Source organism: Nonomuraea sp. B5E05 (assembly GCF_039880665.1).
Classification (GTDB): Bacteria; Actinomycetota; Actinomycetes; order Streptosporangiales; family Streptosporangiaceae; genus Nonomuraea.
The window spans coordinates 215,932-228,060 of record NZ_JBDPMJ010000001.1; the positions used below are offsets into that span (position 1 = coordinate 215,932).

Here is a 12,129-nt window from a genome sequence, read left to right on the forward strand (position 1 = left end):
GGCTGATCGTCAATGCCGAACGATGCTGATAAACTAACAAGAAACTTTCCTTTATAAAACGGCCGTTAGCCGATCGTGACGAGAGGGGCCACGTCGATGAGCCGAGACCCGGGAACCCCTCGGTTATTGCGCCGGCTGAACGACCGGGCGGCGCTCGAACTGCTCATCGGAGACGGCCCTCTCACCCGCGCCGAGCTCGGCGAGCGGACCGGCCTGTCCAAGGTCACCGCAGGTCAGCTCCTCGTCAGACTCGAAGAGCGAGGACTCGTCGAGGTCACGGGGGAGCGGGCCGGCGGCAGAGGGCCACACGCCGCCCTGTACGCCGTGGTGCCCTCCTGCGCCTACGTCGCCGGGCTCGAGGTCCTGCCCGACAGCCTCCGCGTCGGTGTGGCGGACATCACAGGCAGGACCGTGGTCGAGATCACACTCAACCCCTCGGACGGCCGCGATCCGGTCGAGGCGGTGCACGCGGCCGTGCGGCGGGCCTGCGAGGCGGCGAACATCGACCTGTCACGGTTGCGCTCCTTCGTCATCGGCACCAGAGGCGTGGTCGACCCGGTCAGCGGGGACGTGCGCTGGTCGTACGACCTGCCGGCCTGGCACGTCGGCGTGCTGGCCAGCCTGCGCGAGACACTCGGCGCATCGGTGACGATCGAGAACGACGTCAACCTGGTCGCCCTCGCCGAGCACAAGCACGGAGCGGCCGCCGGGCACGACGACTTCGTGGTGATCTGGGCGGGCGTCGGCCAAGGGCTCGGCGTCATGCTGGGCGGCCGGCTGCACCGCGGCTTCACCGGGGGAGCGGGCGAGATCGGCTGGCTGCCGGTGCCGGGCGAGCCGCTGCCCGCCGACGTCTCCCAGCCGCAGTCGGGTTCGTTCCAGCGCCTGGTGGGCCACGACGCCCTGCGCGGCCTGGCCGAAGGGCGCGGGCTGACCGGCAACACGGTGCCCGACCTCGTGCGCGGCGGCGACGAGGGCTATCTGGACGAGGTGGCGCGGCGGCTGGCCGTGGGTGCGGCGGCCGTGACCGTCGTGCTCGACCCCGGGCTGATCGTGCTGAGCGGCGACGTCGGCAGGGCGGGCGGCGCGCGGCTGGCCGCCAAGGTGCAGGAGGCGGTGGCGCGCGTGTGCCCGAGCCGGCCCACCGTGGTCACGACCGGGGTCGCCGGCAACCCGGTGTTGCGCGGCGCCCTGGCGGCGGCTCTGGAACAGGCCCGGGAACAGGTTTTCTCGGACACTGTGTGAGAATTTCTGCCCATGTGGCAGTCCCCGAACGATGTCGTGCTCATCTCGGACCCCCGTGTCGCCTCCGTCCCGGTGCAGGAGTGCGGCGAACCACTGACCGACGTACGCGGGCGGCTGCGCGTGGACACGCGCATGGCCGACGCCGACGGCGCGTACGCCCACCTGCGAGCCGGCCTGCTCGACCGCCTGGAGAAGGCGGAAGCCCTGCTGCCCGACGGCTATCACCTGCTGATCGTCGAGGGCTACCGCCCCATCGCGACGCAGCGGCGGATCTTCGACGAATACCGGGCGGAGCTGGAGGCGGCGTTCCCCGACATTTCGCCCGACCAGTCTTATGTTGCGGCGAGTCGTTACGTGTCCCCCGTCGAGGTCGCCCCCCACACCGCCGGCGCCGCCGTCGACCTGACCCTGTGCGCCCCCAACGGCACCGAATATGACATGGGCACCCAGGTCAACGACAACCCCGAGCAGAGCGACGGCGCCTGCTACACCGCCGCCCCCACCATCTCCGACGACGCCCGCGCTCACCGCAAGCTCCTCGCCGCCGCGCTGGAGCCCGTCGGGCTGGTCAACTACCCCACGGAGTGGTGGCACTGGTCCTACGGCGACCGCTACTGGGCCATGGCCACACGCGCCTCTTACGCCCTCTACGGACCCATCTGACAAGCACCTGTCGGACGGGTTTCCCCCAGGGCACGGTACGGGCACAACTTCGTACGGAGACTTCTGGACTCCCCAACGAGGTGTGGGCATGGTTCCGTTGATCGGGATCGAAGAGGAATACCTCGTCGTCGATCCCCGCACCCGCCACGTGGCTCCCCGAGCGGCCGAAGTCCTGGCCGCGGCCACGGATGTGCTGGACGTGGTGCAAGAAATCACCCGTTTCCAGGTGGAGGCACGCACGCCGCCGTCCGCCGACCTGAGCGAGCTGGGCTCGCAACTGCGCACCGTGCGCAAGGAAGTGGCGGACGCGGCCCGCACGTGCGGGCTGGCCGTCGTCGCGAGCGGCATCCCCGTCCTGGGGAACGTCATGCAGCCGCCGCTCACCGACGACGACCGTTACCACCAGGGCAGGGTGCTCTACCGCGCGCTGCAGGACGAGATCAGCATCTGCGCCCTGCACGTGCACGTGGACGTCCCCGACGAGGAACACGCCGTCTATGTCGGCAACCACCTGCGGCCGTGGTTGCCCACGCTGATCGCGCTGGCCGCCAACTCGCCGTTCTTCGTGGGGCGCGACACCGGGTACGCGTCCTGGCGGGTGATCAGCTGGGGGCGCTGGCCGGTCTCCGGCGCGCCCCCCTACTTCCCGTCGTACCGCGACTACGAGCTCGCGCTGCGCTCGCTGGCGGAGTCGGGCGTGCTGCTCGACGCCAGGACCGTCTACTGGGACTCCCGCCCGTCGCCGCGGTTGCCGACCGTGGAGATCAGGGTGGCCGACGTGCCCCTCGACGTGGCCGACAGCCTCACCCTGATCGGGCTCATCCGTGCCCTGGTCGTGACCTCCCTGGAGGCCGTCGGGCGCGGCGACCGAGGGCTGCCGGTCCCCGCCGAGGTGCTGCGCGCCGCCTACTGGCGGGCCGCCCGCGACGGGCTGCTGGGCGACAGCATGGACGTGCGGCACGGCACGCTCGTGCCCGCCCCGGTGATGGCGGGGCGCCTCCTGGAGCACGTACGCCCGGCGCTGGCCGAGGCGGGCGACCTGACGTTCGTCCAGGAGGGTCTGGACCGGCTGCTGCGCCAGGGCTCGGGAGCCATGCGGCAACGCCGGGTGCACTCCAGGGGCAACGACCTGGCCGAGGTGGTGGACGACCTGATCGAGGCGACAGTCGCCTAGACCAGGATCGTGGTCACCGGGGTGCTAACCCTTCGCCGGGTCGACCTCGGCGAAGGACCTGCCCACGGCGATGTTGTCGTGGAAGACCGTGCGGCTGGTGACGTCGGTCGGCCCGCTGTTCCAGGCCGGCTTGTAGATGCCCCACTTCAGGTAGCCCTGGGTCGTGGCGTCGTCGTTGAAGGTGTTGGGGCCGGTGGCGGTCACGACCTTGCGCCAGCCGGGGCTCTTGTGGGTCTGGTGCCAGCCGTCGATGGCGCCCTGACTGCCGTGGCTCCACGTGAACTTGAAGACGAAGTCGTGCCACTGGCCCGGCCGCACCTCGGCGAGGTCGAAGCTCACCTTCTTCACGGAGGCCGCGGTCGAGCAGGCGTTGCCGTCGGAGTTGACCCTGAGCCGCCATTTCCCTGACGGCTGCACGGTGAGGAAGGCGCTGGGCGCCTTGTCGGCCTCGCACGTGTCACGCCAGGGCTTCCACTGGAAGAGGATGTCCTCCCTGGAGTCGCTCTGCCAACTGCTCGCCAGGTAGATGCTGAACCCGTAGTAGACGGTCTTGCCGGACCTGAAGTGGCTGTCCTCGACCTTCATCGAATGGCTCTCGGCCCGGGTGCCCCCGGCGACCGCCGCGTCGCCGTACTTCAGAATGCTGCGAATCGCGTACTTGCCGGTCCGCGGCAGGTCGTCGACCTGGATCGAGTGCTTGCAGCACTCGTTGAACCCCAGCGCAGGCTGCCCCGAAGTTTTCGCGCCGTTCTCGTAACCGATCCGCAGGACAGCGGCCGACGCATGGGCGTTCACGGGCCAGAGGCTGACGGCGGCGAACACCGACATGGCCGCGGACACCGGCTTGGCGAAAGCGCACACCTGGGTTGCTCACTCCTCGAGTCGGAAGCACGGCGGCGCCCTCGCGTCCCGCGCGCGCCGCCGTGCTGGGCGAAGGCGCCACTCTACGAGGGCACGCGCCCCGCCGGTGTCAGATGATCACCCGACAACCGACCCTCGGTGCGGCTTTCGCAAACGACGGTCACGCCGCGCAGCACACCGGCCGGCGTCACCGGCCGACGGCGTAGCCCTGCGCGCCCCGCGGGTTCGCGGCGGCCTTGAGGAAGGCGCCGTCACGGGCGACCGCGCTGAGCCGGCCCAGCGCCCACGGACCCTGCGCCTCCACCACGTGCCCGCGCCGCCGCAGCTCCGCGACGACGCCAGGGTCGAGGCGGTCCTCGACGTGCAGGACGCCGGGGCGTGAGCCGCGCGGGAAGAACGAGCTGGGGAAGTGCTCGGAGTGGAACATGGGGGCGTCGATGGCCTCCTGCAGGTTCAGCCCGCCGTGCACGACGGAGAGGAAGAAGTTCGGGCTCCACTGGTCCTGCTGGTCGCCCCCCGGGGTGCCGAACGCCAGCCACGGCCGGCCGTCCCTGAGCGCGAACGAGGGCGACAGCGTGGTGCGCGGCCGCGCACCGGGCCGCAACGAGGTCGGCAGGCCCTCCTGAAGCCAGAACATCTGCGCCCGCGTGCCCAGGCAGAAGCCCAGCGCGGGAATGGTGGGCGAGCTCTGCAGCCAGCCGCCGCTGGGCGTGGCCGAGACCATGTTGCCGTGCCGGTCGACCACGTCGACGTGGCAGGTGTCGCCCCTGACCGTGCCGTCGGCGGAGGTCACCTCCACGCCGCCCGCGCTCTTGGCGACCGTGGGCTCGCCGACGCCCTGCGGGGCGCGCGCGCCGGAGACGCCGGGGGCGCTGCTGGAGGTGCCGGGCGCGGGGAGGACGGGCAACCTGGGCGTCCGGCCGCCGGGCGCGCCCGGCCGCAGCTCCATGCTGGCCTCGGGGCCGACGAGGGCGCGCCGCTCCGCGTTGTACGCCTCGCCCAGCAGGTCGGACATGGGCACGTCGGCGTCGCCGTACCAGGCTTCGCGGTCGGCGAAGGCGAGCTTGGCGACCTCCGTCACCGTGTGCACGTAGTCGGCGCTCAGATATCCCATCGCGTCCAGGTCGAACCCGGACAGCAGCGCGAGCTGCTGCAGGAACACCGGGCCCTGCCCCCACGGCCCCGTCTTGCACACGGTGTGCCCGCGGTAGTCGAAGGTCACGGGATCCTCGACGGAGGCCGCCCAGCCGGCCAGGTCGTCGCCGGTCAGCAGCCCGCCGTGCACCTCGCCGGAGCTGTCGCGCCAGGCCGTCTTGGCGCTGAACTCGGCGATCGCCTCGGCGACGAAGCCTTCGTACCAGGCCTTCCTGGCGGCGGCGAGCTGCCCCTCGCGGGTGCTCGACGCCGACTCGGCCTCCGCCACCAGCCGCCGGTAGGTCGCGGCCAGCACCGGGTTGGCCAGCTTCGACCCCGGCGCGGGCGCGGCACCGCCGGGCAGCCACGTCGCCGCCGACGTCGGCCAGTCGTCGGTGAACAGCCCCGCGACCGACTCGATCGTGGCGGAGATCCGCTCCAGCACCGGCACGCCGTGCTCGGCGTAGTGGATCGCGGGGGCCAGCACGTCGGCCAGCGACCAGGTGCCCCAGCGCTCCAGCATGAGCATCCAGCCGCCGAACGCCCCCGGCACGGTCGCCGCCAGCAGCCCCGTGCCGGGCACCACGTCCAGGCCGAGCCCCGTGTAGTGCTCGATCGTGGCCGCGGCGGGCGCCACGCCCTGGCCGCACACCACCGACACCTTCTGGTCGGCCTCGCTCCACAGCAGAATCGGCACCTCACCGCCCGGGCCGTTCAGATGGGGTTCGGCGACCTGCAGCACGAACCCGGCGGCGACGGCCGCGTCGAAGGCGTTGCCGCCGCGTTCCAGCACGCCCATGCCGGCGGCAGACGCCAGCCAGTGCGTGCTGGCGACCATGCCGAAGTCGCCTGAGAGCTCGGGCCTGGTGGTGAACAAACCATTCTCCTTCTAGCGATGAGCGGCCGCGTCGGGGATGCGGTCCGCCGTGATGAGGTGACACGCGGCCGGATGCCCGTTGCCCCGCGCGTCGGTCAAGGGGGGCTCGTCGGTGCGGCAGGCGTCGTACGCCAGCGGGCACCGCGTGTGGAACCGGCACCCGGAGGGCGGATCGACCGGGCTCGGCACGTCGCCGCCGAGCACGATCCTGCGCCGCTCGCGCTGCCGCACCGGATCGGCCACCGGGGCCGCCGACAGCAGCGCCTGCGTGTACGGGTGCCGCGGCGCGCCGAAGATCTCGGCTTTGGGGCCCGACTCCACGATCTTGCCCAGGTACATGACGGCGATCCGGTCGGCCAGGAACTCCACGACCGACAGGTCATGCGTGATGAACAGGCAGGAGAAGCCCATGTCCCGCTGCAGGTCGGTGATCAGGTTGAGCACGGACGCCTGCACGGACACGTCGAGAGCCGACACCGGCTCGTCCGCCACGACCAGCTTCGGCTCCAGGATCAGCGCCCTGGCCAGCCCCACCCGCTGGCGCTGCCCGCCGGACAGCTCGTGCGGGAACCGCGAGCGCATCTCCTGCCGCAGCCCGACCTTCTCCAGCATGGCCGACACCCGCTCGGAGGCGCCCCGGCGGTCGGCCACCTTGTGCCGCAGCAGCGGCTCGCCGACGATCTGTTCGATCGTGAAGCGGGGGTTGAGCGAGGAGAAGGGGTCCTGGAAGACCATGTGCATGTCCCGGCGCAGCGGGCGCATGGCCCGGCGCGACAGGCGGGTGATGTCGCGGCCGGCCAGCTCGATCGTGCCCGCGGTCGGGTCGGTCAGGCGCAGCACGCACTTACCCACCGTGGACTTGCCGCTGCCGGACTCGCCGACCAGGCCGAGCACCTCGCCCTGGCCGATCTCCAGCGACAGGCCGTCCACGGCGCGCACCTGGCCGTAGTGCTTGACCAGGTCGTCGATGCGCAGGATCACTCCGTGCCTCCCGGGTGAAAGCAGGCCGCCAGATGGCCTTCCGCCTGGCGTACGAGCGGGGGCCGCGAGAGGCGGCAGTCGGCCTGGACGCGCGGGCAGCGGTCGTGGAAGGCGCACTCGTCGGGGTCGGACAGCGGCGAGGGCACCATGCCGGGGATCTCCGCCAGCCGCCCGCCGACCGCGGCGGTGGGCAGGGCCTTCATCAACCCCAGCGTGTACGGGTGACGCGGGTTCGCGAACAGCTCGGTCACCGTGGCCTGCTCCACGGCGCGGCCCGCGTACATGACCACGGCCCGGTCGGCGATGTCGGCCACCACGCCCAGGTCGTGCGTGATGAGGATGATCGCCGTGCCGAGCCGGTCGCGCAGGTCGCGGAAGACGTCCAGCACGCCCGCCTGGATCGTCACGTCGAGCGCGGTGGTGGGCTCGTCGGCGATCAGGACCCGAGGGGAGCAGGCCACCGCGATCGCGATCATCACGCGCTGCCGCATGCCTCCGGACAGCTGGTGCGGATATTCCTTCATCCTGCGCGCCGCCGCCGGGATGCCGACCAGCTCCAGCAGCTCGACCGCGCGGTCGCCGGCCGCCCGCCGGGACAGGCCCTCGTGCCTGCGCAGCACCTCGGTGATCTGGTAGCCGACGCTGAACGACGGGTTGAGCGAGGTCATCGGCTCCTGGAAGACGACCGAGACGTCCTTGCCGCGTACGTGCCGCAGGTCCGGCTCGGGCAGCGTGGTGAGCTCGCGGCCATCCAGCCGCACCGAGCCGGACAGCCGGGTCGTGTCGGGCGGCAGCAGCCGGGGCACCGACATCGCGGTGACCGACTTGCCGCAGCCGGACTCGCCGCACAGTGCCAGGATCTCGCCCTCGTCCAGGGTGAGCGAGATGTCCCTGACCGCCTGCACCAGGCCGTCCTCGGTGTCGAACCCGACGGACAGGTCGGTGATCTCCAGCAGGCTCATCGGCCGCTCCTCGGGTCCAGTACGTCGCGCAGCCCGTCACCGAGCAGGTTGAAGCCGAGCGTGGCCAGCGCGATCATCAGGCCGGGCCAGATGGCCAGCCACGGCGCGTCGCTCAGGTACTGCTGCGCGGTCGTCAGCATCACCCCCCACGAGGCCGTCGGCGGTTGCACGCCCAGCCCGAGGAACGACAGCGTGGACTCGCCGATGATGGCCGCCGGGATCGCCACCGTGGCCTGCACGATGAGCGGGCTGGCGCAGTTGGGCAGCACGTACCTGAAGATGATGTGCCCGTCGCCTGCGCCGTCGGCGACGGCCGCCGCCACGTAGTCCATCTCCCTGACCGCCAGCACCTCGCCCCGGGTGATGCGGATGACGGCGGGCAGCTGGGAGAAGCCCAGCGCCAGCACCACGCCCTTCAGCGACGGTCCGATGATCGCCGCCAGGCCCACCGCGAACACCAGGAAGGGGAAGGCCAGCGTCACGTCCACCAGCCGCATCACGATCGGGTCGAGCCAGCGCCGGTAGAACCCGGCGACCAGCCCGATCGGGATGCCCACGGCCATCGCGAGCAGGGTCGACAACACGCCGGCCTGGAGCGACACCTGCGCGCCGTGCGCGATCCTGGCGAACGCGTCCCTGCCCAGGTCGTCGGTGCCCATCAGGTGCGCAGGCGACGGCGGCGCCAGCGTGGCCAGGTAGTCCTGCGCGGCCGGGTCGCCGGTTACCAGCGGCCCCGCCAGGGCCAGCAGGACGAAGCCCGCTACCAGCACCAGCCCCGCCATCGGCATCGGCCGCCGCCGGAAACGCCGCCACAACCTGCGCCTGCGGGCGGCCCGGCCGGCCGCGACGGCCTGCTCAGTCATGGGAGCCTCCCGACAGCCTGATCCGCGGGTTGAGGAAGGCGTAGGCGATGTCGACCAGCAGGTTGACGACGACGTAGCCGATCACCGTGATCAGCACGACGGCCTGGATGACCGGGTAGTTCCTGGTCAGCACCGCGTCCACGGTCAGCTTGCCGAACCCGGGGATCACGAAGATCTGCTCGGTCACCACGGCGCCGCTGATCAGGGCGCCGAGCTGGAGGCCGAGCACGGTGACGACGGTCGTCAGGCTGTTGCGCAGCGCGTGCGCGCCGACGACCTTGGCCTCCGACAGGCCCTTGGACCGCGCGGTCCTGACGTAGTCGGCCGACAGCGCGCCCAGCATGGCAGAGCGGGTCTGCCGCATCAGGATGGCCGCGAAGCCGGTGCCGAGCACGAGGGCGGGCAGGATCATGCGCTGCAGGTTCTGGGCCGGGTCCTGGGTGAAGGGCACGTATCCGGAGGCGGGCAGCACCCGCCAGGTGACCGCGAACAGCAGGATGGCGAGCAGGCCCAGCCAGAAGTGCGGCACCGACAACCCGGCCAGGCCGAAGCCGGTGGCGACGTAGTCGGCGATTTTGCCGCGGCGCACCGCCGCGACGATGCCCGCGCCCACGCCGATGACGATCGCGACCAGCATGGCCAGGGCGGACAGCTCCAGCGTCACCGGCAGCCGTTCGGCGATGATGTCGATCACCGGGAGCTGGTCCTGCGTGGAACGGCCGAGGTTGCCGGTCAGGGTCTGGCCGATGTAGTCGACGTACTGTGCGGGCAGCGGCTTGTCCAGGCCGAACTCCTGCCGGATGGCCTCGACCACCTCGGGCGAGGCCTCCTGTCCTGCCATGACGGTGGCCGGGTCGCCGGGCAGCGCCCTGATCCCCAGGAAGATCAGGACACTGCCCAGGAACATGACGATCACCGCGGATCCGCAGCGCCGGAGGATGAACCAGACCATCAGGCGGTGAACCCGGCGGTGACGAAGCGCGGCAGGCCGTCCTTGAAGTACTGGACTCCGGCGACGTTCTTGTTCATGCCCAGGTAGTACTTGTTGTGGTAGAGGTACACGATCCCGCGCAGCTCGGCGATCTTCTTCGTCGCGCTGCTGTAGAGCTCCGCCCGCTTGGCGGTGTCCGACTCGGCGGCCGCCTCCTTGACCGGGTCGTCGATGCCCGGGTCGGACATGCCGCTGTAGTTGTTGGCACCGCGGCTGGTGACCATGCCGGTGAGGTTGCCGTCCGGGTCCACCCGGCCCGACCAGCCGACCAGCATGGCGTCGAAGTCGCCGGCCTTGCCCTGCTCCAGGTTGCTGACGAACTCGCCCGTCTTCACGCTCACGTTGAAGCCCGCCTCCTTGGCCATCTGCTGGATGACCTGCGCCAGGCGGATGTTGGTGGCGTCGTTGGGCGTGTTGAGGCTGACGGGGACCGGCGTCGGCACGCCGGAGGCCTGGACGAGCTGCTTGGCCCTGGCCAGGTCGCGCTTCGAGCACTGCAGGTCCTGCGCCCGGTAGGGGCTGTCCAGCGGCAGGGGGGAGCAGTCGGCCTCGTACAGGCTGTTGTAGACGGTCTTGTTGATCAGCTCGCGGTCGAGGGACAGCTCGAACGCCTCACGCAGCTGCGGGCTCTTGCCCAGCGCCGTGTCCACCTCGCCGGCCTTCTCCGTGGCCCCGTCGGCGTTGCCGACGTTGATCGTGACGCCGTAGTAGCCGAGGCCGCCGCCCGCCACGACCTTCAGGTTGGGGTCGGCCTGCACACCCTTGACCGTGGTGGTGGCGAGCTGGTCGGCCACCTGAACGTCGCCGGACTTCAGGTTGGCGGCCCGTACGTTGGGGTCGATGATGATCTTGTAGACGAGCTTGTCGAGCTTGACCTTGGCCGCGTCGTAGTAGTCGGGCGCCTTCTCCAGCACGATCTGGCTGCCGGAGGTGCGGCCGGCGAACTTGAACGGTCCCACGCACACCGGGCTCGCGCCGAAGTTGTCGCCCGCCTCGTCCAGTGCCTTGGGCGACATGATCATTCCAGCGCGGTCGGCGAGTTGCGCGGTCAGCGGGGTGAAAGCCTGCGAGAGCGTGAGCCTGACCGTGGCGGGGTCGACCACGGTGACCTTGTCGACCGGGGCGAGGTCGGCCTGGCGCGCCGACTTCTTCCAGGTGCGGTGCCGGTCGAGCGATTTCTTGACGGCCTCGGCGTCGAGCGGTGTCCCGTCGTTGAACTTCACGCCCTCGCGCAGCTTGATCGTCACCTCCTTGCCGTCGTCGGAGACCTCCGGCAGCGCGGCGGCCAGTTGCGGCACCAGAGCCGAGGCCGCGTCGATGTCGTAGAGCTTCTCGCACATGTTCGCGAAGACCTCGCGGCCCACCAGCGTGGTCGCGGAGCTCGGGTCGAGTGCGTCGGGGTCGGCGTTGAGGGCGATGTTGAGCGTGCCGCCCGCCTTGACCGGCCGGTTGTCGGTGGTGGCGTCGGCGATGGATGGAGGTGCGGCGGGCGTGCCGGTGGATCCGCCTCCGCCGCATGCCGCCAGGGCCACGGGGAGAACGGCGAGTGCCGCGACGAGCCTGGGGGACGGTCTCATGGGGCCTCCGTAGAACCTTTTAGGAGACTGTATACAAGACCTGACATTTCATAAGTGTTTCATAACGCTGTGTTGTTATCTGACCGTTTTCTAATCGTTCGGGTGTTTCGTTGTGCGGCCCACGGCCACCAGGAACGACCTCCTGGCCGCGGCCACGTGCGCGACCGCCCTGGCCTGCGCCTCGTCCTCGTCGCCCGCGGCGATGGCCTCGTACAGGCTCACGTGTTCTGACCAGGAGTGCGGCCCCCGCGCGGCGGCGGTCTGGCTGAAGACCCACTGCGCCCGCTGGAGCATCGGCTTCATCATCAGGCTCAGGTAGGAGTTGCCCGCGGCTTCGCCCACGGCCAGGTGGAAGGCGGTGTTGAGGTCGGCCACCTGCTCCAGGCGCCCGGCTTCCACCGCCTCCCTGGCCTGCTCGAGCACCTGCCGGAGTCGCTCGGCGGCGGCCGGGTCGCGCTTGCGCGCCGCCAGCCGGGCCGCGAGCCCCTCGATCGCCATGCGCACGTCGAAGAGCTCCTCGCCCTCTTCGGCGGACAGGCGGGCGACCGTGGCGCCGAGCCGGGGGACGACCTCGATGAAGCCCTCGGCGGCCAGCACCCGGATGGACTCGCGTACCGGGTTGCGCGAGACGCCGAGCGCGGCGGCCAGCCGGTCCTCGACCAGCCGTTCGCCCTGGGCGAGCTCGCCGGAGAGTATGCGACGCCGCAGCTCCTCGGTGACCTCGTCGCGTAATGTCTGATGGGCCGCGCCCAGCGTGATACCACTCATTTGACGACTTATCGTATACAGCTCCCTTGCGGG

The 12,129-nt window shown here is 70.9% G+C and carries 11 protein-coding genes; 3 read left to right on the top strand and 8 right to left on the bottom strand.

Features of this window, described 5'->3' with window-relative positions; genetic code table 11:
* The first annotated feature begins 96 nt into the window (after window positions 1-96).
* From ABGB01_RS01025 to ABGB01_RS01035, 3 genes are all read left to right on the top strand, one after another.
* Entirely contained in the window at window positions 97-1,245 is a 1,149-nt protein-coding gene (locus ABGB01_RS01025) for an ROK family transcriptional regulator (RefSeq protein ID WP_347769273.1), read from the top strand.
* 12 nt (window positions 1,246-1,257) lie between these two features.
* Window positions 1,258-1,908 (top strand): M15 family metallopeptidase, encoded by a 651-nt coding sequence (locus ABGB01_RS01030; RefSeq protein WP_347769275.1) that lies wholly within the window; start codon window positions 1,258-1,260, stop codon window positions 1,906-1,908.
* An 88-nt stretch (window positions 1,909-1,996) separates the two neighbouring features.
* The gene (locus ABGB01_RS01035) at window positions 1,997-3,082 is read left to right on the top strand and encodes a glutamate--cysteine ligase (RefSeq protein WP_347769277.1); all 1,086 of its coding nucleotides are present in this window, start codon (window positions 1,997-1,999) and stop codon (window positions 3,080-3,082) included.
* A 24-nt stretch (window positions 3,083-3,106) separates the two neighbouring features.
* Here ABGB01_RS01035 and ABGB01_RS01040 read toward each other — a convergent pair whose 3' ends face one another.
* The 8 genes from ABGB01_RS01040 to ABGB01_RS01075 all read right to left on the bottom strand — a co-directional run bounded on the left by ABGB01_RS01040 (window position 3,107) and on the right by ABGB01_RS01075 (window position 12,096).
* Window positions 3,107-3,943: a polysaccharide lyase gene (locus tag ABGB01_RS01040; protein ID WP_347769279.1), complete on the bottom strand. Its 837-nt coding sequence runs from the start codon at window positions 3,941-3,943 to the stop codon at window positions 3,107-3,109.
* A 187-nt stretch (window positions 3,944-4,130) separates the two neighbouring features.
* A complete protein-coding gene (locus ABGB01_RS01045; RefSeq protein ID WP_347770156.1) occupies window positions 4,131-5,915 on the bottom strand; it encodes a gamma-glutamyltransferase family protein in 1,785 nt (594 codons plus the stop codon).
* A 51-nt stretch (window positions 5,916-5,966) separates the two neighbouring features.
* Window positions 5,967-6,935, bottom strand: coding sequence for an oligopeptide/dipeptide ABC transporter ATP-binding protein (locus tag ABGB01_RS01050; protein WP_347769281.1), 969 nt, complete (start codon window positions 6,933-6,935; stop codon window positions 5,967-5,969).
* The gene (locus ABGB01_RS01055) at window positions 6,932-7,897 is read right to left on the bottom strand and encodes an ABC transporter ATP-binding protein (RefSeq protein ID WP_347769283.1); all 966 of its coding nucleotides are present in this window, start codon (window positions 7,895-7,897) and stop codon (window positions 6,932-6,934) included. The genes ABGB01_RS01050 and ABGB01_RS01055 overlap by 4 nt, the downstream gene beginning before the upstream one ends.
* Window positions 7,894-8,760: an ABC transporter permease gene (locus tag ABGB01_RS01060; protein WP_347769285.1), complete on the bottom strand. Its 867-nt coding sequence runs from the start codon at window positions 8,758-8,760 to the stop codon at window positions 7,894-7,896. The genes ABGB01_RS01055 and ABGB01_RS01060 overlap by 4 nt, the downstream gene beginning before the upstream one ends.
* On the bottom strand, window positions 8,753-9,712 hold the full coding sequence (locus ABGB01_RS01065) for an ABC transporter permease (protein ID WP_347769287.1): 960 nt from the start codon (window positions 9,710-9,712) through the stop codon (window positions 8,753-8,755). Before ABGB01_RS01065 ends, ABGB01_RS01060 begins: the two co-directional genes overlap by 8 nt.
* On the bottom strand, window positions 9,712-11,328 hold the full coding sequence (locus ABGB01_RS01070) for an ABC transporter substrate-binding protein (protein ID WP_347769289.1): 1,617 nt from the start codon (window positions 11,326-11,328) through the stop codon (window positions 9,712-9,714). The genes ABGB01_RS01065 and ABGB01_RS01070 overlap by 1 nt, the downstream gene beginning before the upstream one ends.
* A 90-nt stretch (window positions 11,329-11,418) precedes the next feature.
* Complete coding sequence (locus tag ABGB01_RS01075) at window positions 11,419-12,096, bottom strand: GntR family transcriptional regulator (protein WP_347769291.1); 678 nt, start codon at window positions 12,094-12,096, stop codon at window positions 11,419-11,421.
* Between the last annotated feature and the right edge of the window lie 33 nt (window positions 12,097-12,129).

What these genes read in the sequence shown, in the direction of transcription:
- ABGB01_RS01025 (WP_347769273.1), top strand. Translation starts at nt 97, where the DNA reads ATGAGCCGAGACCCGGGAACCCCTCGGTTATTGCGCCGGCTGAACGAC.
- ABGB01_RS01030 (WP_347769275.1), top strand. Translation starts at nt 1,258, where the DNA reads ATGTGGCAGTCCCCGAACGATGTCGTGCTCATCTCGGACCCCCGTGTC.
- ABGB01_RS01035 (WP_347769277.1), top strand. Translation starts at nt 1,997, where the DNA reads ATGGTTCCGTTGATCGGGATCGAAGAGGAATACCTCGTCGTCGATCCC.
- ABGB01_RS01045 (WP_347770156.1), bottom strand. Translation starts at nt 5,915, where the DNA reads ATGGTCGCCAGCACGCACTGGCTGGCGTCTGCCGCCGGCATGGGCGTG.
- ABGB01_RS01055 (WP_347769283.1), bottom strand. Translation starts at nt 7,897, where the DNA reads ATGAGCCTGCTGGAGATCACCGACCTGTCCGTCGGGTTCGACACCGAG.
- ABGB01_RS01060 (WP_347769285.1), bottom strand. Translation starts at nt 8,760, where the DNA reads ATGACTGAGCAGGCCGTCGCGGCCGGCCGGGCCGCCCGCAGGCGCAGG.
- ABGB01_RS01065 (WP_347769287.1), bottom strand. Translation starts at nt 9,712, where the DNA reads ATGGTCTGGTTCATCCTCCGGCGCTGCGGATCCGCGGTGATCGTCATG.
- ABGB01_RS01070 (WP_347769289.1), bottom strand. Translation starts at nt 11,328, where the DNA reads ATGAGACCGTCCCCCAGGCTCGTCGCGGCACTCGCCGTTCTCCCCGTG.
- ABGB01_RS01075 (WP_347769291.1), bottom strand. Translation starts at nt 12,096, where the DNA reads ATGAGTGGTATCACGCTGGGCGCGGCCCATCAGACATTACGCGACGAG.